Raw genomic sequence first — 20721 nt, 5'->3', positions numbered from 1 at the left:
CCCCCTCTAAGTCAGGTACTTCTGACAAAATGAATTACTTAAATTCAGTGAACAGAACTTCCATTCAGTGAGATAAAGGCTTTTTAATTCGGCTATTTTTTTTCAATAAGGGTGATTGATATGGAACAATTTTTAATAGGCCGGGAAGAAAAGTTACGGACCATCCTTCTAGAGAATCCCTTCTAACATCAATGGAGCTCTTGAGGTTTTTAATAAGAATTATCGGCTTTTTTAGGTAGCCTCGAAAATTCTCCTTATGTGGAGATTATAAGAGCTAAAGAAGCTCAAATAGTCGCAAATTCCCCGCAACATTTTCAAGTAGATGGACAAGTACAAGGTCGGATAAGTGAAGTGTCAGTTGGTATTGTTGAAAATGCAATCAATGTGCTGGTGCCATAGATAAAGAAGGGCGGCCATCGCTGGCCACCCAGTTTCAACTTCACCTAAGTAATGGGAAAAATTATTACTTCGCTTCCTCAACTTCTTCAAACTCCACATCGGTGGCTTCATCTGCTCCATTTTCGGAAGCAGCTCCTGCATCAGAGGTGCTTTCTGAGTTACTACCCGCTTGCTGCGCCTGATAGATTTCCTGAGAAGCAGCCTGCCATAGGTTATTCAACTCTGTCATGACCGGCTCCACAGCAGCAACATCCTGCTTCTGATGTGCTTCCTTCAACTTTTTCAAAGCCCCTTCAATCGCAGATTTATTGACTTCAGAAAGTTTGTCGCCATATTCTGAAAGTTGCTTTTCAGTTTGGAAGATCAATGAATCCGCCTGGTTTAGTTTATCCACTTTTTCCCTGGCTTGCTTATCTGCCTCAGCGTTAGCTTCTGCTTCCTGCTTCATTCGTTGGATTTCCTCCTCAGTCAATCCGGATGAAGCCTCGATTCTGATCTTTTGCTCTTTACCTGTGCCTTTGTCCTTGGCTGATACATTCAAGATACCATTAGCATCTATGTCAAAGGTTACCTCAATCTGAGGGATTCCTCTTGGTGCAGGTGGAATACCGTCCAGGTGAAAGCGTCCGATGGTTTTGTTGTCCTTGGCCATAGGTCGCTCACCTTGCAACACATGCACTTCTACAGAAGGCTGGTTATCCGCAGCGGTAGAGAATACCTCCGATTTTTTGGCAGGAATAGTTGTATTCGCTTCTATCAATTTGGTAAATACACCACCCATAGTTTCAATACCCAGAGACAATGGAGTGACATCAAGAAGCAATACATCTTTCACCTCACCGGTAAGCACGCCTCCCTGGATTGCTGCGCCCAATGCGACCACTTCATCCGGGTTTACACCTTTTGAAGGTTTCTTGCCGAAGAACATCTCTACTTCTTCCTGGATTTTAGGGATACGGGTAGATCCTCCCACCAAAATCACCTCGTCTATATCAGAAGTAGAAAGTCCGGCATCTTTCAAAGCAGCTTCCACTGGTTTCATGGATCGCTTGATGAGATCATCTGACAACTGTTCGAACTTAGCTCTTGTTAGTTTCTTTACAAGGTGCTTAGGTACACCATCAACCGGCATGATGTATGGCAGGTTGATTTCAGTTTCTGATGAACTTGAAAGCTCAATTTTCGCTTTTTCAGCGGCTTCTTTCAATCGCTGAAGTGCCATCGGGTCTTTTTTCAGGTCTACCCCTTCATCTTTTTGAAACTCTTCTGCCAACCAGTTGATAATTACATCATCAAAATCGTCACCACCAAGGTGTACATCACCATTAGTAGATTTCACTTCGAAAACACCGTCACCCAGCTCAAGAATGGAAATATCGAATGTACCACCACCCAGGTCATACACCGCAATTTTCATGTCCTTGTTTTTCTTGTCCAGGCCATAAGCCAATGCAGCAGCGGTAGGCTCATTAATGATCCTTTTCACATCCAGACCAGCAATCTGACCAGCTTCTTTGGTAGCTTGTCGCTCGGCATCATTAAAGTATGCCGGCACAGTGATTACTGCCTCTTTGATGTCCTGTCCGGTAAATTCCTCTGCAGTAGCTTTCATCTTTTGCAAGATCATGGCTGAAATCTCCTGAGGGGTGTAGCTTTTTTTACCGATTTTGATTTTCACGGTATCATTAGCCCCAGACTCTACTTTGTAAGAGATGTTTTTCAATTCTGCTTTTACATCTCCGTATTTTTTCCCCATAAAGCGCTTCACAGAGCTTATGGTATTCTGTGGGTTGGTTACTGCCTGGCGTTTTGCAGGGTCACCCACTTTTCTCTCACCGTTCTCCAAGAAGGCCACAATGGAAGGGGTGGTTCTTTTGCCCTCACTGTTTTGAATAACCACGGGCTCATTGCCCTCCATTACCGCCACGCAGGAGTTGGTAGTTCCTAAGTCAATGCCTATTATCTTTCCCATATTCCTACTATTTTTTATTATTTTTAATCAATTAATTCTTTGCCTGTTGGAGTTCAAATTGAATACCAACACAGCAAATAAGACATAATAGCATTGTTTGTTTCAAGCCGATTAAATTTTACTGTCATTATGGCTGATTTTCAATACCTTAAAACTTTGCTGAAAAAATACACTATTGGGTACTTGGGTGAAGCCTTCCTCATCCTCCAATTGGGTGTAAAGAAGGTTAATATCTTTCACCGCAGCTTCGATCTCTGGGTCAAAAAACTTAATGGTAGACCCGATTTTGAACGGGTTTGAAGTGTAGATAAAAAGACCGGCAATGATGTTACTCAATATGCTCCATGTAGCAAAAAAACCAACTGCAATGACTCCCAGAATGCTACTGAAATAAATCCAAATGTTTTGAACATTGGCTCCCCAGATAGTCAGAAGTGCTATAGTGCTTGCCAGGTAAAGTCCGAAATTCAATATTCTGCGTGTCAGCACTGCCCGATGCGCCTCATACCTGTTTTTAACTAACAAATTATTCAATCTTTTGCGTACCAACGACCGCATAATGGGTAGCATAAACAAGATCAAAAAGGTGAGAAGCCACTGAATGGTATTAAAATGAACTTCTATAAAGTACTGTATTTCATTCCATGTCATATCTATTGATTTTTTAGTTTTTTCCCGATCAAACTAATTGTTTTCTGTGGTGAAGAAAACTTTTCTGGCAATTGGTAAATAGATTTTTGAATAATGGAAATCCATATAGCCGTGAGCATCATAGAAACGGTGATCACCGCTAATGTAATCTGATAACTGTAGTTGCCAATAAGCCCAAGTGTTATTGCCACGTTTACCAGTACAAAGCTGAACTCCCCGATCTGAGAAAGTAATGCCCCGGCATATACACTATCACGCCAGGTACTGCCCATTCCTCTAAAGATGAATGCATTGATCAGACAATTAATTACTAGAACAGAAAATGTGATTAAGGAAATAGTACCAAGATGAGTCCTTAAAAAATCCAAGTCTAGTTGGAGCCCGACCGACAAGAAGAAAAAAGCCAGAAAGAAAACCCGAAAAGGTACCAATGCATGATCCAGCCACTTGGTGGCTTTGTCCTGACCTATCCAGATACCCGCCAGAAATGCACCCAGAGCAGCGGAGATTCCAAACCAATGGGTGATCCATGCCAACCCAAAGCATAGCAATAGCCCGATGAAAACCTGTAAGTCGTGATCTTTAGAGAGGTCTTCTTTGAAAGGTATTTTCACCAGCTTTTTGATCACGGCCGCCCGGATAAACAGCAGCACAAGCATACCGCCTATCACCGTTTTAATCAATTCCCTAACTTCCAATTCCCCTTTGGCCATAAAACTCAATGCCAACATCATGGGTACAATCAGGATGTCCTGCATGATAAGAACCCCGGAGGTTAGCAAGCCCAGTTTACTATGTATTTGTCCTGTTTTTGATAAATATTGAAAGATGATGGCTGAGCTACTCAGGCTGATTACGAAGCTCAGCAAAATGGTGACCTTCCATGACCAATCCATAAAATGGCCAATACCCATCATGAAAACAAAACTCAATACCACCTGGATGAGTGTACCCAGTAATGGTTTCTTGATGTTTTTTGAGAGATCTGGTAAATTGATCTCCGCACCAATGAAAAATAGCAGCAAAATGACACCCAGTTCTCCCAATTGCTCAATGGTGGTTGATTTTTGGATTACACCAAAAACTTCCGGCCCGAGGATCACCCCGGCAATGATGTAAGCGATAAAGTAAGGCTGCTTCATCCGCTTCAAAAACAAAGCAAGCAATAGTACGGTAAGCGACAAAACAACCAGGCCATCTAGTATCCCGTGAGTCATTTCTTCTCAGATATTTTGGTTTCACCTGCTCGCACCAATCCCCACCTGGCAGCAACAGGCCCTGCAAATTCATGAATAATAGTTGCTCCCATAATGGTGCTCACCAATATGGCAGAAAAGGCATCAAAACGGGCATCTTTTTGTATCATAAGTGCCAAGCCCATTACAATACCCCCTTGCGGCAGCAACCCGGCGAAGGTGTACCTGCGAGAGAGCGTGTCAGCTTTTGTAATGGATAATCCTGCAAAAGCGCCCACATATTTTCCAATGGCCCGAAGTAATACAAAAAGCAATATGTAGTGCCAGTAACTGGCTAATGAAGAAAATTCCAGACGCATGGTACTCACTACAAAGAAGAAGATAAAGATCAACTCTTCGGTGTACCTTTCTACTACCTCTTTCAGCAACCTGCGTTGAAGGTTGAAATTAGCGGCCACAACACCCACTCCAAGGGTACTCAGTAACTCATCAAAAGCGAATAGACTGCTTACCCCCAATGCCAGGCTAATAGCGGCCAGCAACAGCACCAGCAATTGCCCCTCGGAACTAATGGCCAATCGTTGAGTCAAAATATTGAAAATAAAACCTGTAGCAATCCCTACGGCTATAGCTCCGGCAATGGACAGTACCCCATTGCCTAAAACATAGCTAAACGATACAGCCGAATCTCCCATGAACATACAGGCCAGCGTAAAGCAAACACTATAAATAATGAGGGTATATGCATCATCAAAAGCTGCGCAACCCAAAATCGTATCTGAAAGAGGACCTTTGGCTTTGTACTGATGCATTACAGCCAGGGTGGCCGATGGATCGGTAGGGGATGCGAGTGCCGCCAGCAATAAACTAAACGGGATGGAGAGCGCTATAAAATTATCTGTGGGTATATCATTGATCAAATAGGGAGCAATGAAGAGAAACCCTAATAAGACTACCAAAAAGGCTCCAAATGATTCAGGGAAAGATACGGTTAACAACTTGGTGCCGTGTCTTTTTATTTTTCTTACAGAGAGATTGAAACCCACCTCAAAAGTGATAAAGGCCAGACAAAGGTCTATAATAGGTTCGGTGTGAACCGGAAATGCCTCAGGAATGTAACTGAAAAGCCGTGGATTAAGGAACAGTCCAGCAACCAGGTAGCCTGTCACCTTAGGCAATCCGATTTTTTCCGCTCCCAGTCCAAGTAGGAAGCCTACCAGCAGCATGGCACCTGTTATGAGTATCAATTCTCCGTACATCGGCTCAAACCATTCTCTTTAGTAACTCCCACTGGATGCGCCCCACCATCGGATTGTCCGGGTTGCCGTTGATCAAGGTCAGGCAGTAGGCCACTTTCGACATACGCCAGTCAGTTTCCAACGTGTGCAGACTCTCGTTAGCCAGGTACCTTCTGCGAAAGTGCCGTTCCAATGGTAGGCCGATATTTCTACATACCTGCATGGCCCTGGCAATGGCCATTTCCATGTCACGGTCTGACTGATAGATGTTTTCTAGCGAAGCGGACGTAAACTGCATGTCTAGCTGTTCCATGGCCTCTATAAAGGCCCTGATGTGCCGGGGCAGTCGCTGGTCATCTAGGACCAGTATTTCATTTGTCTTCATGGGATACGGATTTTAATCTGGATACTATGCTATTGGTTACATTATCTATAATGTTCTCAACGGTTTCAATTTGCAGTCGTAAGGCCTTGGCGATTTCGTTAGCCGTCATTTCATGCAGCCAGAATAGTTCAAAGGCCAATTTATTTGTCTCTCCAGCCTCTGCCAGTACTTCATTTACTACAGGCTCTATCTCTACTTCCTCGGGAAGATCAAGCAGCGCATCATTGGTAAGGATTTCATTGCCCATTTGTCCGTTGGTATAAAAGGCATCATCCAGGTCTTCCTGCATGATCAGCTCACCTTCGGCATCAGCAGTAAATTTCTCCTCCAGATTTTTCAACTCTTCAGCGGCCAGCTTTTCCAACGATACCTCTCCATCTTTAGCGCCATACTTTTCGAGAAAGTCTTCCAACGTTTCATAGAGCTCCACATATATCTCATCTATAAGGTCGTCAATGGTAAACTCTTTGGTGACCTGAGAATTGACGTGCGATAAATAGCGAGCCACAAAACCCCTGATAGCAGGAAGTAGTTGTTTTACCAGGAATCCAAAACGCTCCCGATCCTCCCGCTTTTTCAGGTTTTCAAGCTGGCTGAGGTTGTCCCGGGCAATATCAAGCCTAATTCTTTTTCGTGAAGAGATCAATTGCCTCAAATACCGGGATTTTAACCGGGTCATCAACTGCTCCGCTAATGCGGCAGGATCTTTTCCTTCTGCCTCCACAAAAATCTGGTTATGACTTTGCTTTAAATAAAAAGTCGCTTTCAGACCGCCAGGTTGCTCGGTAAGGTAAGCGTCCAGCCGGTTTAAATTGACCAGGGCATTTAGTTTTTCAAACCAATTCTGATGATGTTTGATGGCCTCTTCAAACTGGCTGGTTTGACCGTCTCCTTTCAGGAGATGCTTGTTGTGTATCGTCACTTTCATTTTTCTGAGAATTAAAGGTTCAACAACATAACTCTGTCCTCTCCAACTACGTGGAGAGGAATCTATCAGGCTTCAAAACTCATTTCTTCTTTTTCGTTTACAGGTTTGCGAAAGACAATCTTATTGTCGATTGCATCAATCACAATGTGTGAATCGGGTTGCACCCTGTCCTCGAGCATTGCTATGGAAAGCTCATCCAGAATCTTACGCTGAATGACACGCTTCAACGGACGGGTGCCAAACTGTGCATCAAATCCTTCCATCTGCAAATAGTTCAGACAATCGTCTGTAACCTGGAAGGTGATGTTTTGCTTTGCTAGTACCTTAAGCAGGCCATCCAATTGAATACGAATGATGCCTTCCAGGTCTTTTTTGGATAGCGGACGGAACATAATAGTCTCATCGATCCGGTTGAGGAACTCAGGACGGATGCTGACTTTCAAGAGGTCGAACACCATATTTTTGGTTTTTTCAATGATCTCCTCGGCATTTTTCTCCGTGATTTCGGCAAAGTTGTCCCGAATGATATCCGAGCCCATATTGGAAGTCATGATGATAATGGTGTTTTTGAAATTGGCTACCCGACCTTTGTTATCAGTTAACCTGCCATCTTCCAAAACCTGGAGCAGGATATTGAAGGTGTCCGGATGAGCCTTTTCAATTTCATCCAACAGCACCACTGAATAGGGTTTGCGCCTTACTGCCTCAGTGAGCTGTCCTCCTTCATCATAGCCTACATAGCCCGGAGGTGCTCCCACCAGGCGGGATACAGCATGGCGCTCCTGGTACTCACTCATATCGATGCGGGTCATCAGCTTTTCATCATCAAAGAGATACTCTGCCAGCGCTTTGGCCAGCTCTGTTTTACCCACTCCGGTGGTACCCAGAAACAGGAAGGACCCTATTGGCCGGTTTTCATCGGACAATCCGGTACGACTTCTACGGATTGCTGCAGCTACCGCGTGGATGGCTTCTTCCTGACCCACCACTCGTTTGTGCAGCTCTTCTTCTATGTGAAGCAGCTTTTCCTTTTCACTTTGTAGCATCTTGCTTACAAGTATGCCTGTCCATCTGGAAATTACCTCCGCTATATCTTCGGCTGTAATCTCCTCGCGCACTAGTCGTTTTCCTTTCGTTTCGTACGTTTGCAGCTTGCTAACCGCTTTTTTCAGCTCTTCTTCCTTCTTAGGCAGCTCACCATAACGGATCTCTGCCACTTTGCCAAAATCGCCTTCACGTTCTGCTTTCTCAGCCTGGTACTTTAGATCCTCGATGCTTTGTTTGATGGTCTGGATATTGACCACCACAGCTTTCTCATCTTCCCACATCGCCACTAATTGCTTCCGCTCTTCTTCCAGATCGGCCAGTTGCTTTGCTATGTGCTTTAACCGCTCTTTGTCCTTTTCCCGCTTGAATGCCTCTCGCTCAATTTCCAATTGCTGGATTTTTCTATCCAGCACATCAATCTCTTCCGGTTTGGAGTTCATCTCCAATCGTAAGTGAGCTGCAGCTTCATCAATCAGGTCAATGGCCTTATCAGGTAAATATCGATCGATGATGTAGCGTATAGATAGCTGCACAGCAGCTACAATGGCTTCATCTTTAATTCTTATTTTGTGATAGTTTTCGTACCGCTCTTTGATCCCCCGCAGGATCGAAATGGCATCTTCTTCAGAAGGCTCATCCACGAACACTTTCTGGAAACGTCTCTCCAAGGCTTTATCTTTCTCAAAATACTTTTGAAATTCATTAAGTGTAGTGGCTCCTATGGCACGCAGTTCGCCACGAGCAAGTGCGGGTTTTAATATGTTGGCCGCATCCATAGCGCCTTCTCCACCACCACCGGCACCCACCAGTGTATGGATCTCATCAATGAAGAGGATGATGCGTCCGTCTGATTCGGTCACCTCTTTTACCACAGCTTTGAGTCGCTCTTCAAATTCGCCTTTGTATTTAGCCCCGGCTATGAGGGCTCCCATATCCAGCGAATAGATTTCTTTAGAAAGCAGGTCGTCGGGCACATCACCGTTTACAATACGAAAAGCAATGCCTTCTGCAATAGCGGTTTTACCAACACCGGGTTCACCCACCAGTATCGGGTTGTTTTTGCTTCTGCGTGCCAGTATCTGCAGCACTCTTCTGATTTCCTCATCCCTTCCGATGACAGGGTCAAGTTTGCCGGTCTGAGCCCTTTTATTCAGGTTGATGGCATACTTGGAAAGGGAGTTGTAGGTGTCTTCAGCACTGTGGCTGGTCACCCGGCCACCTTTGCGCAGCTCTGTGATAGCAGCGGCCAGGTCTTTTTCATTCAGGCCACTGTGTTTGAGCAGGCTGGAAACCGGGTCATTAACCTTCATCAAACCCATAATAAGGTGCTCCAATGAGACGTACTCGTCTTTCATGTCCTTGGCAGCAGTTTGCGCCTTAGCGAGGGCTTCATTGGCTGTACGGCTCAGATATTGCTGCCCGCCACTTACTTTGGCATAGCCAGAAACGATGCGATCCAATGCTGCACCGACGTTTTGCTCATTGATCGCCAGTTTCTTAAAGATGAAAGGAAGCACGTTTTCATCTACCTCCATGATGCCCTGCAGCAAATGTCCACACTCAATGGACTGATGCTCTTTTTCCATGGCGAGCTGCTGTGCCCGCTGAATCGCTTCTTGTGATTTTATGGTGAATTTATCCAGTTGCATTCTATATCTTTTTTGGTTTTACACTTCTATCCAAAAATCCTCCTGCCATCCGCGATTTCGCTTGCGCAGGCTTCTGTACCGGAAGGCCAGAATGACCATCAGCAATCCGTTGAACAGAAGAAATCCTGCTACGAGATATGCTAATAATTCCGGGTACAACATGATCAGCGCTGCAAGGAGGATGAAATTGATCCCCATAAGCAGGTACATCCACCAAGGGGTACTGAAAAAGCTGGTCAAACGATCGTAATATGCGGTTGTTTTAAACATGGTCTTATGCGTTTTGGTTGATCAAATCAATTAACTGTTGTTTGGTTGCCACTCCGGATTGTCTCCATAGGGGCTGCCCTTTTTTAAACAAGATCAAGGTAGGTACACCACGTACCTGATACTGCTGCGCAATGGGCTGGTTTTTGTCCACGTCTATTTTGATGATGCGTGCCTTTCCTCCAATTTCAGAGGATACCTCTTTCAGTATGGGGCTTGCATTTGCAGGGGCCACACCAGTCAGCATAGAAGTCTACCAACACAGGCTGATCTCCATTGATGATACTGTTAAAGTTTCCTTTCATGATGCATTCAATTTGTTGATTATTTCCTCCACTTCGGGTAGGGCATAAATACCATAACCGTCAACAAGAATCCCTTTTTGATTATTTATAACCGAAGAGATGGCATATACGATAGTTTCATCCTCCGGATCAGTTAAACCTTCATACCGAAAAATTTCATCCACCTTGAAAAGCTGAGGAGTTTTCTCAAGCTCTTTCAAGTTAGGCGACTTGTTGTAGTCTATATTGTAACCCTTATCCTGGAGATTTTTAATGATTTCTAATACGGTATCCATTGTCATGCAGGTTGTTTCTTTTCACCCAATATTTTTTTGATCTCTTCATGGCCGATCACCTCCTGATCAAGCAGGATATGCGCCATTTTTTCCAACAGGTCACGTTTTTCAGAAAGCAATTGTTTTGCTTCCGCGTAGCATTGATTGATGATTTGGCTAGCTTCTTCATCGATCTGCTTTTCTATGTATTCCGACCTACGCTCAAGACCGGCTGCTTGCCCTAAAAACCCGGGATTGGATTTGTTGACCAGGGAAATGTTAGGCAGTTTATCACTCATGCCGTACACCACGATCATGTTTCGTGCCAGCTGTGCCACCCGCTCCAGGTCATTGGATGCTCCAGTGGACACTTCCCCGAAGATCAACTCCTCTGCAGCACGACCTCCAAGTAGCCCTTTGATCTTGCCGAGCAATTCTGACTTAGACATCAGGTAGCGATCTTCCAGCGGCATCTGTAGGGTGTAGCCCAGCGCACCGATACCACGAGGAACGATGCTCACCTTCTGCACTTCATCTGCTCCGGGAGAGAAATACCCCACAATGGCATGGCCACTTTCATGATAGGCGACAATCTTGCGTTCTTTCTCGTTGATGAGTTTGTTTTTCTTTTCCAGACCGGCAATCACCCGCTCAATGGCTGCTTCAAAGTCGCCCATAGTCACCTCTTCCCGATTGTTTCTCACCGCCAGGATGGCCGCCTCGTTGCACACGTTGGCAATCTCTGCACCGGCAAATCCTGGAGTCTGGGCAGCCAGTCGTTTCAAATCGGTTTTTGCGCTGAGCTTCAGCTTGCGGGTATGTACTTTGAATATTTGTTCACGGCCCTTCATGTCGGGCTTATCCACCAGTACCTGTCTATCAAAACGACCGGGACGGAGCAATGCAGGATCCAACACATCCGGTCGGTTAGTGGCTGCCATAATAATCACCCCTGAGTTGGCATCAAACCCGTCCATCTCCACTAACAGCTGATTGAGGGTATTTTCTCGTTCATCATAGCCCCCATAGGCAGTATTTTGGGCCCTACGCTTGCCAATGGCATCTATCTCGTCAATGAAGATGATGCAGGGTGCCTGGGCCTTGGCCTGGTTGAAAAGATCCCTTACCCGTGCAGCTCCTATGCCTACAAACATCTCCACAAAGTCTGAGCCGCTCAGGCTAAAAAACGGCACCCCTGCTTCACCTGCTACTGCTTTGGCCAGTAGTGTCTTACCGGTTCCCGGAGGACCGACCAACAAAACACCCTTGGGAAGCTTACCTCCAAGCTGCGTATATTTTTTAGGGGTTTTCAGAAACTCTACCAGTTCCTTCACTTCCTCTACGGCCTCATCTACACCGGCCACATCCGTAAACTTGACCGGGTCTTTGGGCTTTTCTGCCTGTATTTTAGCCTTGTTCCTACCCAGGTCAATCATCGGATTGCCAGGGCCCATCCTTGAATAGATCAGCCTCCAAATCAGCATCAGGACCAGAAATGGCAATATCCAATTGAGAAAGAAGTTTCGGATACTGTTGTTTTCAAACTGTCCTTTATAATCAACCCCTGACTGATTCAGTAAATCCAGCAATTGCTCGTCCTTCATATCAGGAATGCGGCTGACCGTAAACTGGCGCTTGACCTGCTCTTCAATACTTGGGATGCGAATGCGCCATGGGGTGCTGGGTGCATCTGTCAACTCTTGGTTGGTGGTGTCTTTTCTTTCCCTAAACTGCCCAACGATGCGATCCTGAAAAATCACCGCTTTCTCTACTTCGCCTGACTTTAAGGTGTCCAGGAAAACTTTATATGATAATTCTCTGTTTCCGGAAGTATCCGGGAAAAAGAGTATCTGTAGCCCAAAGAAGAATGTGATCACGGCCAACCCATACGTCCAGTTATATTTTGCTCTTTTGGTCATTATGCATATGTTCTTTGAAAACTGTCTTTCAATTTTTTAATAAGTTCCTTTTGCTCACCAGTTAATTTCTCTGGCAGTTTCACGTGTAGTTTTATATACAGATCGCCATGAGACGATTTGCCGTAAACAGGCATACCTTTTCCTTTCAGCCGTATTTGTTTTCCGCTTTGCATACCTTCCGGGATCGTGATGTTTACCCTTCCGGACAGGGTCTGGACTTCCTGCTTGCCTCCTAAAAGAGCTGTGAACAAATCCACGTGTGCCTCCATATACAGGTCATTGCCTTTGCGTTCATAGACAGGGTGTGGAGACACATGGATGGTGATGAACAAATCACCTGCCTTACCGCCTCTTCCTTTTTCACCTTTTCCTTTGGCGCGCAATTTCAACCCTGTGTACGCTCCTGGTTTAATTTTTAATTTTATCTTTTCTCTACCCAGGTCTACGATACGCTCAGTACCGACGTATGCTTCCTTAAGCGAAATGTTCACTTCCCCGGCCAGGTCACTACCTGGCATATCTGCTCCAAAACCCGAGCCCCCCCTTGATCCTGAAAAACCACGACTTCTTCCAGCACCTCTTCCAAAGAAAGACTCAAAGAAGTCCGAGAAGCCGCTACCACCACCTCCAAAAAAATCGGATGGATCGCCTTCGAACTCATAATAGTATTGGCCGCCAGGATCTCCTTGTGAATACCTTGCCCGACCACCTCCGGCAGATGGGTCATAGCCTGCATCTTTATATTGTTTCCAATTAGCACCTAACTGGTCATACAGCTTTCTTTTTTCAGGATCACTCAATACTTCATTGGCCTCACCGATCTCTTTGAATTTTTCTTCGGCCTCTTTATCTCCGGGATTTTTATCCGGATGATATTTCACAGCCAACTTTCTGTATGCCTTCTTGATCTCATCCTGAGAAGCTGTCTTGGCGACACCTAGTATGTTATAGTAATCCTTGTAGTTCATTGTTATTCATCGTTAGATCCCAACAACATCAATAAGTAGTACAATAAGGTGGCAAGCGAGGATAATGCTGCAATCACATAGGTTGATGCGGCCAGGTTGAGTGCTTTCACCGCTTTAGGATGTGAATAATAATCTGTGATTCCAGCCCGATTCAGCCACGCTAAAGCTCGCTTGGTGGCATCAAACTCTACGGGTAAAGTGACCAGCGCAAAAAGGGCGAAAATAGCATAGCAGGCAACAATGACCAGAAGTGCGGTTTGCATCGGGAAAATATGACCCAAAAAAAATGAACCAAAAAACATCCCAATGAAAATAAAATTCAGGATGGTAGCACTGATATTTTGAATAGGTACCAAGGCACTTCTGAACCCAAGCCATGCATAAGCGGTGGCGTGTTGTACGGCATGTCCCACCTCATGAGCAGCCACGGAAGCAGCCGCTACGTGAGCACCGTAATACACATCCTGACTTAAATTGACTGTTTTTGTCTGTGGGTTATAGTGGTCAGTCAGTGTGCCCTCAATGGAAGTGATGCGAACATCATATATGCCGTAATCTCGAAGCATTTTTTGAGCCACCTCAGCGCCACTCATACCATTTGCCGTAGGGACGGACTGATACTCCCTGAATTTGGACTTTAAGCGCCCACCGGCAATCAAACTAAGAATAAAAAAGACCCCAAAAATCAACCAAAGTACCATAATGATTAAACTTTTAAATACCCTTTATCATCCACTACATATGCAGCGCTTTGCGCCATTCTTTTTCAAAAAAAGGGACTGCAATTAGCGAACAGCCCCTTTTTAAACCTACCTAATCTACTTTATTGCTCTTGCCAGTTTTGTTTAAGAAGCTATTCTTTTTCTAAAGTCAGAGAGTTTGGTTTTCAGCGAGTCGAACAAGCCTTGAGAATCTCCATCTTCTTCCACTGACTTTTTCAGTTCTTTGATGGCTTTGTTCAACTCTCCATACTCCTCACCACGCTCTCCGTAACCTAACTCTTCCGCCAGGATCAACTGGTATTCTGCATTCTGCAGCAGTTGCAATACTTCTTTCTTTTTGTCCTCATCCGAGGCATCATCGCCTTTTGCCTGATCGATCATCGCTTGCGCCCTCAGTATAGGTAGCGGGATGCGCTCTTCTTTGACGATCAGTGTATTCAGCGCAGTGTAGAGAATGTTCTTTGCACCTTCCAGATCATCTTTTTCCACTAAAGCAGCTGCCCTTTTGATCGCTGGTGGGAAAGTGGCCAATGGCATTTCTACGGTGGTTACCTGTATCTCACTGGCCAAGCTGGTCAGCTCATCCCTCAACGCCTGGAATCGGTCTTCTTTGATAGCTTTTCGGGCTGCTTTTTTGATGTTCTTAATGGTTTCCAAGTCGGCTACCAAGTCTACCGTCTTCACCGAGGCGTCTATGGGCACAAAAGCCAGACTCGGATCTCTTGCCAGCAGGATTTCAAATTTGCCTGTAGCTTTCTCCAGGGCTTCTAATGCAGCATCTGAGTTCTCATTTGCCAAAAAGTCTAGCGCTGTGTACACCTGTTCCAACGCATCAACTGCTTCAGCTACCATTTGATCCTTAGAGGACTCTACTACATCAATGGCTTCCTGCTGCACCTGACCTTGCAAAGAGTCCGCACTCATACCCAACTCTTCAGGTTTCTCCATTCGTACTTCTTCTGACTCACTTGTATTGTCTTCTTCGCTTTTATTTTGATCGCTACAACTGACAAAGGCTACCATTGCCAGGAGCATGAGTAAAATAGAACTGTATCGTTTCATTTTGATTTCTATTTTAAAAACTGATTGAAGATTACTTAATTTCTATAGCCTTTTTACTGTTCTCTTGTCCTTTCACTTTACCTACCTTGATCTTGAGCACACCATTTTTCATGGAAGCGTCAATTTCATCCGGGTTGGCATTTTCAGGGAGCTGAAACATGCGCTGGAATGAGGTATAGCCATACTCCCTTCTCATCCAGTTGCCTTCATTTTCTTCTTTTTCGTATTGCTTTTCTGAGAAAATCACAAGACAGTTGTCCCGCACTTCAAGCTTTATGTCTTTTTTATTCATGCCAGGTACTGCCACTGATACTTCAAAGGATTTTCCCTTGTCGTTGATGTTTACAGAAGGTACACTGGCAATGGCTTCTGTACCGCTAGCCTGGTCATCTATCTTTTTACCAAAGAACTTTTCCACTACATTGGGAAACTTTGGTTTTATGTTTTTAGTCCATTTGAATAAGTCCATCTCTCTAAATCTTTTAGGTTCAACAATTCATTTAATTAAGGGTGGGAGACTGGTCGAGGCTGTCTCCCGACCCTTACTTTAAAAAATCTCAATGCTTCAGGAAGATTGTGGCTTGGCTACTTCCTTTTTGAGAATAGAGATGCGCAAAATACCGTCTTCATATGAAGCACTGATCTTGTCTCCGGCAGCACTTTCCGGCAATGTGAACGAGCGGGTAAACGCCTGGTAGGCAAACTCGCGTCTGGTGTAACGAGGGCTATCCTTTTCCTTGCCATTCTCTTCTTTTGTTCTTCTTGCTTTTCAGAAGAAATGGTCAGAAGGTTCTGATCTAACTGGATCTTGAAGTCACCCTTTTTCATGCCTGGTGCGGCCATTTCTACCACAAAACCATTCTCATCTTCCTTGATATTAGCTTTAGGAAGCGTAGTGTTGGTAGATGAATAATTTTGACTTCTCCAATCTGCCAGGCCAGTACCGAAGAAATCATCAAACAAACTGCTCATTATTGGATAATTTGTTCTAACAATTGCCATAGCCCTGATTTTTTAGTGAAATATTAATTTTGTTCTAAGTTCGTCAATCTATATTTCACAAGTCTTGATTCAAATCAAGCCATCCCAACATCACGGATGTTTTTATAAGAGCATTTATAAGATTGTATGGATTACATATTGTAGTTCTTTAATTATTCAAATAAGCAGAATACATCCAAACAAGTTTCTCCTGCTCTCGGATATAATCGCTCATAAGTGCGTTTGTGCCTTCATCGTTAATCTCCGCAGAAAAGTTGAGAATATGTCGTTGCTTTGTCAGTAATGTCCTGAAGGCTTTAAGTATTTCCTCAATAACTTTAGTGCCGTTCGTTATTTCATTGCTTTCAGGTATTATAGATTTTTCAAGATAGTCTGAAAACTTGTGTTGTGGGACGTGTCCGAGTGTCAAAATCCTCTCAGCTATTTCGTCGATTTTTAGGAATAGATCGTTATATAATTCCTCAAATTTTTGGTGCAACTCAAAGAATTTATCTCCTCTTATATTCCAATGATACCCACGGGTATTTTGATAAAATGTAGAGTAGTTGGAGAGTAGGTCGTTGAGCAGGTCTGCCAATTCCTTGCTTTTATCCGTATCCAGTCCAATTCTGTTTATGTTGTCCATTTTTTTGTGATTTTAGTTTTTAAATACTCAATTTCTACCATTTTATGTGCTATTTGTGAATAATTTCAATCAACTGAAACTAATTACCAAGATTCGTCATTTGATGTAGTTTCTCTTTTTCGAAAATCTCAATGGTTCCATCCATTGAATTTATCAATCCCTTCTCCTGAAACTTGGTGAGGTACCTGCTCAATGTTTCCGGACTCACATTGATGATTTCGGCCATATCCTTTTTCGGCAATCTGATCAGGCTGTCATCATGTATGGGACTGTGATCAGAAGCCTGCTCCAGACCCAGTAGCAAAGCAGCGAGCCTGTTATCTATTTTTTTGGAATACAGGTTGACGATCTGCTCCTCATCACTCCAGAGTTCTTTGCTCAGCATTTGAATGATAAGCATGGCAAAGTCCGTACTTTCGTGTATGAGAGAAAGAAACCTGTCTTTGGGAATGAAATAAAGTTCGCAGTATTCCAGGGCCTGAGCATAATTAGTATACTTCACATCCCGAAGTAAAGGGACATACCCAATAAACTCATTATGACCAACAATCCGCAATACTACTTCATTTCCATCCTCATCATATCTCACAATTTTTACCCAACCGTACTTCATAAAATATACGCCTTTAGGGATGCCGCCTTTTCGGTAGATAAACTCTCCTTTTTTGAAGATTTTCACTTTAAAGGCGCTTGCCATCTCCGCTTCAAACCCTTCTCTCAGCTGGGTAAATAACCTGGTCGATATGTTCTTTTCATAGTTCATTTCGTCTAACTGACATTTTTGTGATCACTTATACATTCTCTTTTCAATGAAAGGCAGGGGGAGTGCTTTGCCTTTCCCCGTCCACCGAAATATGACACTTATAAGCCAAATGCGTAATAGTAAGTGCCTGGAATATCCTCATAAATACCTTCTACCAGCACACCGCCTTTTTTATTTTCCAAGGCTTTGGCAAGTTCTTCTGTGTCTTTGATCACACGGCCATCTACCTTTGTGATGATAAAGCCCTCTCGCATTTCGGTATGCTTCATGAGCTTACCGGCATAGAGCTTTTTCACTTCCACTCCACCATCTATATCCAGTTTTCTAGCCAGGTCCTTGTCTATGTCTTCAAACTCTGCACCCAGTACATTGAAGACCTCTTTACGGTTCTTAGCCAGAAACTTGGTCTCTCCCTCACGGTTTTTCAGCTCTACTTTCACATCCATTTTTTTACCGTTACGGTCAATTTTCAGTTTCACTTTATCTCCGGGACGGTGACGCGCAATCATTTCTTGTAGCTCAGGAGCGGTACTTACTTCAACACCATCTACCTCCAGAATCACATCACCGCTTTCAATTCCTGCTGCTAGGGCGGCACTGTTTTCAGCTACGCTATCGACATAAACCCCTTTGGTTACTTCCAGGTCCTTTTCCTTGACCAGGTTGCCATCAATGCCGCGGATGGTCACTCCTAAGTACCCACGCTGTACCACACCGTACTTTAGCAGGTCTTCCACAACTTTGTTCACGATGTTCGAGGGGACTGCAAATCCATAGCCTGCATACGCTCCGGTAGGGCTGGCAATGGCTGTGTTAATTCCCACCAGTCCACCTTGCAAATTCACCAGTGCACCACCACTGTTACCAGGGTTGATCGCTGCATCAGTCTGAATAAAGGACTCAATCGCATACTGATCTCTCAGAATGTTGATGTTCCTAGATTTAGCGCTTACAATCCCCGCTGTAACGGTGGAGTTCAGGTTGAAAGGATTACCTACCGCAAGCACCCATTCACCTACTTTTACATCGTCTGAATTAACCAGCGGCAATGAAGGAAGGCCTTTTTCCTTGATCTGTATTAGTGCCAGGTCAGTGCTGGGGTCTGTACCTACTACTGTGGCCTTATAGGTACGGTTATCGTGAAGCGTTACCTCAATGTCATTCGCTTCTGCAATTACATGGTTGTTGGTCACGATGTAACCTTCGCTATTGATAATCACACCAGAGCCAGTGCCTACACGTACTTGTGGTTGCTGTGGAGTTTCAAAGCGATAATATCGCTGTCCTTGATCCGGCCGGCCAAAAAATTGGTCAAAGAAATCATCACCGAAAAAGTCCCTGAAGGGATCTGGTAATTGACGGTACTGCTGTGGTCCACGTGCAGTATAGTTGCTGGTTTGCGTTGACTTAATGTGTACCACAGCATCCATCACTTTTTCGGATACTGCCGTAAAATCCAAGGGCACAATCTCATTATTATCATTAAGTGTGTATAATGCACCTTTAGAAGGAGTACCGTTAATGTGTTCTATTTTTAGCGTTTTGGCACCAGGCACTACCTCTGGAGCGACCCAAATCACACCCAAAGAAACTATCAGTGCGATGATGCCAGAGACGATGTGATTTTTCATTTTAATATTCTTTTTTAGGTTAAACATTCAGTTACAATTATGCAGCTTGTTTCCAATCCGGGTCTTGATTCAAATCAAGCTTCTTCGTCATTTTTAGTTTTTTTGAAAGAAATGTTCCACTCTTCTAAAAGCCCCATTGCATAACGGATGGCGAAGAAGAGAGCGATATAAAGAAGCGAGATCAGGCTAAGACCTAATGCTAACTTGTCCATATCTACCTCCTTTTTTTAAATCATACCTAATCCAAAAATCAGAAATTCACGGACTTCACTCGTTGATGAAACTCAACGCATGGACTGAAAGAAGTCACTATTAAATGACCTCTTACAGTCTAACATGAATTAATTAATGCTAATGGTTATAGGTGGTTGTGGCTTAGATTCTTCCTTTTTAGGAATAGTAATGGTCAAAATACCCTCTTCATAAGCCGCTCCGATTTTCTGTCCATCAGCAGACTCTGGTAGCGTGAACGCGCGCTGGAATGAGCGATAAGCAAACTCTCTGCGAGAGTATCTGAAGTTATAATCCTCGTTATCCTCTTTTTTCTCAGAAGAAATAGTTAGGACGTTGTTGTACAACTGGATGTTGAAATCTCCCTTTTTCATTCCAGGAGCTGCCATCTCCACCATGAAAGCATCATCATTTTCTTTGATGTTTACCTTAGGTAAGGTTGTGTCAGTTGAAGAATAATTTTGCCTTCTCCAATCACCTAATTCGGTGTTGAAAAAATCGTCAAACAGGCTGCTGAATGACGGATTTGATGTTGTTACAAGTCCCATTTTTTACAGATTTAATGTTTAACATTTACGTCTGTGGGGCGATGGACAAATGGTGTTCCAGTTAAATTATTTGTATATATTGCGTCATTATGGCATTAAAAAGTTAATTTTTAACACATATTCATGTCAATATGTCAACATTGTGTATTTACCTCTTCATAATGTTCTTATCTTTAGCCAGGTAGGCTAGAGGCTTAAGACCCTACTATCGATGTAAGAATTCTCACTAAAAAAATTACGCTATTAGTGAGCTAATATGTTTCTTGCAAAAAAGAGACACGACAACATAATAAAATTGTAGGGAATTTTAGTATTCTACCACTCCAATCTTTCCAGCGCCTCTGCCAGGCTATGGTCTTCAGCTTTTTTGGAAGCAGTTTTTTCAACGATAAGATCGTCCAGGTTAAGAATAGGTATTTCGATCTCCAGAACTATAGCCGTATCGGCTTTAGCATAGCACCAGTTAAAATCTTTAGCCGTAAAATAATTCAAATTCAGATAAGACTTGAGACAAAAGTCCTCTTCCGAAACACTTATGATCTGATCAGTGTCGTCTGCAGCCTGTAAGTCAATGGCTAAAGCATTTTTGAGCCTCTTCAAATTTTTATCATCCGGTTCAAACCATATTTCAAGATGGTCGCATGTCCTTATACAACCATGATATGCCGCGGCTAGGCAACCAATCATGATGTACTTTATGTTTTGCTCATTGAGCTTGTTAAAAAACTCTTTAAACGCTGTATTAGTGAGGTTAAAAGATGCAGTATATTTCCTGTAGTCCTCTCTTTCGGACATTTTCATTTGAGAGGTCAAACGGTTCATTGCCAAAAAATTATTGATATTGGCATTTTTATGTTGATGAGATTTTAACATGCCTATGGATTCCTTCATAAAACACACTCCTTAAATAAACGCTAATTTTCATAAATGTTTTATGAAAGTGTCAGAATTTGGCGAAT

Annotated in this window: 22 protein-coding genes and 1 pseudogene; all 23 read right to left on the bottom strand. The window is 43.6% G+C overall.

Annotation, left to right across the window (positions count from 1 at the left end; translation table 11 throughout):
* Positions 1 to 463 precede the first annotated feature (463 nt).
* A complete protein-coding gene (gene dnaK, locus E1163_RS19365; protein ID WP_155174114.1) occupies positions 464 to 2371 on the bottom strand; it encodes a molecular chaperone DnaK in 1908 nt (635 codons plus the stop codon).
* A 111-nt stretch (positions 2372 to 2482) separates the two neighbouring features.
* Entirely contained in the window at positions 2483 to 3022 is a 540-nt protein-coding gene (locus E1163_RS19360; protein ID WP_155174113.1) for a mechanosensitive ion channel domain-containing protein, read from the bottom strand.
* A gap of 2 nt (positions 3023 to 3024) precedes the next feature.
* On the bottom strand, positions 3025 to 4239 hold the full coding sequence (locus E1163_RS19355) for a cation:proton antiporter (RefSeq protein WP_155174112.1): 1215 nt from the start codon (positions 4237 to 4239) through the stop codon (positions 3025 to 3027).
* Positions 4236 to 5477 carry a cation:proton antiporter gene (locus E1163_RS19350; RefSeq protein ID WP_155174111.1) on the bottom strand — a complete coding sequence of 414 codons (1242 nt, stop codon included), beginning with the start codon at positions 5475 to 5477 and terminating at the stop codon, positions 4236 to 4238. The genes E1163_RS19355 and E1163_RS19350 overlap by 4 nt, the downstream gene beginning before the upstream one ends.
* A 4-nt stretch (positions 5478 to 5481) precedes the next feature.
* A complete protein-coding gene (locus E1163_RS19345) occupies positions 5482 to 5841 on the bottom strand; it encodes a hypothetical protein (protein ID WP_155174110.1) in 360 nt (119 codons plus the stop codon).
* Positions 5828 to 6769, bottom strand: a complete 942-nt coding sequence (locus tag E1163_RS19340; RefSeq protein WP_155174109.1) for a sigma-70 RNA polymerase sigma factor region 4 domain-containing protein — start codon at positions 6767 to 6769, stop codon at positions 5828 to 5830. The genes E1163_RS19345 and E1163_RS19340 overlap by 14 nt, the downstream gene beginning before the upstream one ends.
* A 65-nt stretch (positions 6770 to 6834) precedes the next feature.
* The gene (gene clpB / locus E1163_RS19335; protein ID WP_155174108.1) at positions 6835 to 9465 is read right to left on the bottom strand and encodes an ATP-dependent chaperone ClpB; all 2631 of its coding nucleotides are present in this window, start codon (positions 9463 to 9465) and stop codon (positions 6835 to 6837) included.
* A gap of 18 nt (positions 9466 to 9483) precedes the next feature.
* Positions 9484 to 9735 (bottom strand): hypothetical protein, encoded by a 252-nt coding sequence (locus E1163_RS19330; RefSeq protein WP_155174107.1) that lies wholly within the window; start codon positions 9733 to 9735, stop codon positions 9484 to 9486.
* Between the two features lie 4 nt (positions 9736 to 9739).
* Entirely contained in the window at positions 9740 to 9976 is a 237-nt protein-coding gene (locus E1163_RS19325; protein ID WP_425482735.1) for a thioredoxin family protein, read from the bottom strand.
* Positions 9921 to 10037 carry a thioredoxin family protein gene (locus E1163_RS31710; protein WP_425482734.1) on the bottom strand — a complete coding sequence of 39 codons (117 nt, stop codon included), beginning with the start codon at positions 10035 to 10037 and terminating at the stop codon, positions 9921 to 9923. The genes E1163_RS19325 and E1163_RS31710 overlap by 56 nt, the downstream gene beginning before the upstream one ends.
* Positions 10034 to 10312 carry a phosphoribosylpyrophosphate synthetase gene (locus E1163_RS19320; protein WP_221418042.1) on the bottom strand — a complete coding sequence of 93 codons (279 nt, stop codon included), beginning with the start codon at positions 10310 to 10312 and terminating at the stop codon, positions 10034 to 10036. The genes E1163_RS31710 and E1163_RS19320 overlap by 4 nt, the downstream gene beginning before the upstream one ends.
* Before the next feature lie 2 nt (positions 10313 to 10314).
* Entirely contained in the window at positions 10315 to 12210 is a 1896-nt protein-coding gene (gene ftsH, locus E1163_RS19315; RefSeq protein WP_155174105.1) for an ATP-dependent zinc metalloprotease FtsH, read from the bottom strand.
* Positions 12210 to 13178, bottom strand: coding sequence for a DnaJ C-terminal domain-containing protein (locus tag E1163_RS19310; protein WP_155174104.1), 969 nt, complete (start codon positions 13176 to 13178; stop codon positions 12210 to 12212). Before E1163_RS19310 ends, ftsH begins: the two co-directional genes overlap by 1 nt.
* Before the next feature lie 2 nt (positions 13179 to 13180).
* Entirely contained in the window at positions 13181 to 13879 is a 699-nt protein-coding gene (locus E1163_RS19305) for a zinc metallopeptidase (protein WP_155174103.1), read from the bottom strand.
* 144 nt (positions 13880 to 14023) lie between these two features.
* Positions 14024 to 14962, bottom strand: a complete 939-nt coding sequence (locus E1163_RS19300; RefSeq protein ID WP_155174102.1) for a YfdX family protein — start codon at positions 14960 to 14962, stop codon at positions 14024 to 14026.
* A gap of 31 nt (positions 14963 to 14993) precedes the next feature.
* Positions 14994 to 15431 carry an Hsp20/alpha crystallin family protein gene (locus E1163_RS19295; protein WP_155174101.1) on the bottom strand — a complete coding sequence of 146 codons (438 nt, stop codon included), beginning with the start codon at positions 15429 to 15431 and terminating at the stop codon, positions 14994 to 14996.
* A gap of 96 nt (positions 15432 to 15527) precedes the next feature.
* Positions 15528 to 15653: pseudogene (locus tag E1163_RS31420) on the bottom strand (Hsp20/alpha crystallin family protein); the annotation flags it as partial.
* A 459-nt stretch (positions 15654 to 16112) separates the two neighbouring features.
* Positions 16113 to 16589 (bottom strand): Dps family protein, encoded by a 477-nt coding sequence (locus E1163_RS19285; RefSeq protein ID WP_155174100.1) that lies wholly within the window; start codon positions 16587 to 16589, stop codon positions 16113 to 16115.
* 79 nt (positions 16590 to 16668) lie between these two features.
* On the bottom strand, positions 16669 to 17352 hold the full coding sequence (locus tag E1163_RS19280; protein WP_155174099.1) for a Crp/Fnr family transcriptional regulator: 684 nt from the start codon (positions 17350 to 17352) through the stop codon (positions 16669 to 16671).
* A gap of 98 nt (positions 17353 to 17450) precedes the next feature.
* Positions 17451 to 18983 (bottom strand): Do family serine endopeptidase, encoded by a 1533-nt coding sequence (locus E1163_RS19275; protein WP_155174098.1) that lies wholly within the window; start codon positions 18981 to 18983, stop codon positions 17451 to 17453.
* A 74-nt stretch (positions 18984 to 19057) separates the two neighbouring features.
* Positions 19058 to 19195: a hypothetical protein gene (locus E1163_RS19270; RefSeq protein ID WP_155174097.1), complete on the bottom strand. Its 138-nt coding sequence runs from the start codon at positions 19193 to 19195 to the stop codon at positions 19058 to 19060.
* A gap of 129 nt (positions 19196 to 19324) precedes the next feature.
* Positions 19325 to 19762: an Hsp20/alpha crystallin family protein gene (locus tag E1163_RS19265; protein ID WP_155174096.1), complete on the bottom strand. Its 438-nt coding sequence runs from the start codon at positions 19760 to 19762 to the stop codon at positions 19325 to 19327.
* Between the two features lie 315 nt (positions 19763 to 20077).
* Positions 20078 to 20653 carry a hypothetical protein gene (locus tag E1163_RS19260; protein ID WP_155174095.1) on the bottom strand — a complete coding sequence of 192 codons (576 nt, stop codon included), beginning with the start codon at positions 20651 to 20653 and terminating at the stop codon, positions 20078 to 20080.
* Positions 20654 to 20721: the final 68 nt, after the last annotated feature.

Origin of the sequence: Fulvivirga kasyanovii, assembly GCF_009711405.1 — a bacterium.
GTDB lineage: Bacteria > Bacteroidota > Bacteroidia > Cytophagales > Cyclobacteriaceae > Fulvivirga > Fulvivirga kasyanovii.
Note: the sequence above shows the minus strand (reverse complement) of the source record. Positions and strands in the feature narration are given on the sequence as shown.

Bases quoted from the DNA above. Each gene is read 5' to 3' on its own strand.
- E1163_RS19310 (WP_155174104.1), bottom strand. From the start codon at position 13,178: ATGAACTACAAGGATTACTATAACATACTAGGTGTCGCCAAGACAGCT.
- E1163_RS19285 (WP_155174100.1), bottom strand. From the start codon at position 16,589: ATGGACAACATAAACAGAATTGGACTGGATACGGATAAAAGCAAGGAA.
- E1163_RS19270 (WP_155174097.1), bottom strand. From the start codon at position 19,195: ATGGACAAGTTAGCATTAGGTCTTAGCCTGATCTCGCTTCTTTATATC.
- E1163_RS19300 (WP_155174102.1), bottom strand. From the start codon at position 14,962: ATGAAACGATACAGTTCTATTTTACTCATGCTCCTGGCAATGGTAGCC.
- E1163_RS19345 (WP_155174110.1), bottom strand. From the start codon at position 5,841: ATGAAGACAAATGAAATACTGGTCCTAGATGACCAGCGACTGCCCCGG.
- E1163_RS19320 (WP_221418042.1), bottom strand. From the start codon at position 10,312: ATGGATACCGTATTAGAAATCATTAAAAATCTCCAGGATAAGGGTTAC.
- E1163_RS19355 (WP_155174112.1), bottom strand. From the start codon at position 4,239: ATGACTCACGGGATACTAGATGGCCTGGTTGTTTTGTCGCTTACCGTA.
- E1163_RS19340 (WP_155174109.1), bottom strand. From the start codon at position 6,769: ATGAAAGTGACGATACACAACAAGCATCTCCTGAAAGGAGACGGTCAA.
- ftsH (WP_155174105.1), bottom strand. From the start codon at position 12,210: ATGACCAAAAGAGCAAAATATAACTGGACGTATGGGTTGGCCGTGATC.
- E1163_RS19295 (WP_155174101.1), bottom strand. From the start codon at position 15,431: ATGGACTTATTCAAATGGACTAAAAACATAAAACCAAAGTTTCCCAAT.
- E1163_RS19265 (WP_155174096.1), bottom strand. From the start codon at position 19,762: ATGGGACTTGTAACAACATCAAATCCGTCATTCAGCAGCCTGTTTGAC.
- dnaK (WP_155174114.1), bottom strand. From the start codon at position 2,371: ATGGGAAAGATAATAGGCATTGACTTAGGAACTACCAACTCCTGCGTG.
- E1163_RS19330 (WP_155174107.1), bottom strand. From the start codon at position 9,735: ATGTTTAAAACAACCGCATATTACGATCGTTTGACCAGCTTTTTCAGT.
- E1163_RS19280 (WP_155174099.1), bottom strand. From the start codon at position 17,352: ATGAACTATGAAAAGAACATATCGACCAGGTTATTTACCCAGCTGAGA.
- E1163_RS19305 (WP_155174103.1), bottom strand. From the start codon at position 13,879: ATGGTACTTTGGTTGATTTTTGGGGTCTTTTTTATTCTTAGTTTGATT.
- clpB (WP_155174108.1), bottom strand. From the start codon at position 9,465: ATGCAACTGGATAAATTCACCATAAAATCACAAGAAGCGATTCAGCGG.
- E1163_RS19360 (WP_155174113.1), bottom strand. From the start codon at position 3,022: ATGACATGGAATGAAATACAGTACTTTATAGAAGTTCATTTTAATACC.
- E1163_RS19350 (WP_155174111.1), bottom strand. From the start codon at position 5,477: ATGTACGGAGAATTGATACTCATAACAGGTGCCATGCTGCTGGTAGGC.
- E1163_RS19275 (WP_155174098.1), bottom strand. From the start codon at position 18,983: ATGAAAAATCACATCGTCTCTGGCATCATCGCACTGATAGTTTCTTTG.
- E1163_RS31710 (WP_425482734.1), bottom strand. From the start codon at position 10,037: ATGAAAGGAAACTTTAACAGTATCATCAATGGAGATCAGCCTGTGTTG.
- E1163_RS19260 (WP_155174095.1), bottom strand. From the start codon at position 20,653: ATGAAGGAATCCATAGGCATGTTAAAATCTCATCAACATAAAAATGCC.